General features: G+C 40.6%; 2 protein-coding genes. One reads left to right on the top strand and one right to left on the bottom strand.

What is annotated here, in order from left to right; translation table 11 throughout:
* Nucleotides 1–166, bottom strand: a 166-nt coding sequence (locus SB660_RS18955; RefSeq protein ID WP_410583759.1) for a DUF1450 domain-containing protein, incomplete at its 3' end; no start/stop codon positions are given.
* Nucleotides 167–432: 266 nt separating this feature from the next.
* Between SB660_RS18955 and SB660_RS18950 the strand changes: the two genes are divergently transcribed.
* A partial coding sequence (locus SB660_RS18950; protein ID WP_410583757.1) for a hypothetical protein occupies nt 433–498 on the top strand: 66 nt, incomplete at its 3' end.

Here is a 498-nt window from a genome sequence, read left to right as displayed (position 1 = left end):
CCACTTCGCCGTTAACCAGGGCGAACAGAGACTCCATGCATTTTCCGCAGTAGCTTAAACAGCCGTACTCAAGCACGTCCAAGTTCGGATCCTTCTCTAAGATCTCAAGTGCTTCCTGGGAACCGCGCGCTAAATTGCTGACACAGAATTCAATCATCGGATTCATGCGGTTTCACCTCACATATGTACCTTATCCTAAAGGAATTTCCTCTATTCGTCAAAGATGCGGTTTCACGCTCAATGTTATCGTAACATATTAATTCAGGTTAAAGGTTTTACTATTGCGTGTTTTCTGGTCAATTTGTAGGTTATTTTAAAACTATTATTGTGGTTTTAGATCAAATTCGATATAATTCTAGATGTTATTTTACATAGTTCGTTATTTTGTAACAATATTGACTACCATATTTTTCGGGCAAAAGGGGAATCATTATGAAAAAATTGGTCTTGATCGGCGGGGGTTACGGAAACATGCGGGTGCTGCACCGCTTACTGCCG

Origin of the sequence: Bacillus sp. SIMBA_005, assembly GCF_046535585.1 — a bacterium.
In the GTDB taxonomy this organism is placed as follows: domain Bacteria; phylum Bacillota; class Bacilli; order Bacillales; family Bacillaceae; genus Bacillus; species Bacillus pumilus.
This window is presented reverse-complemented; position numbering and strand designations above follow the sequence as displayed.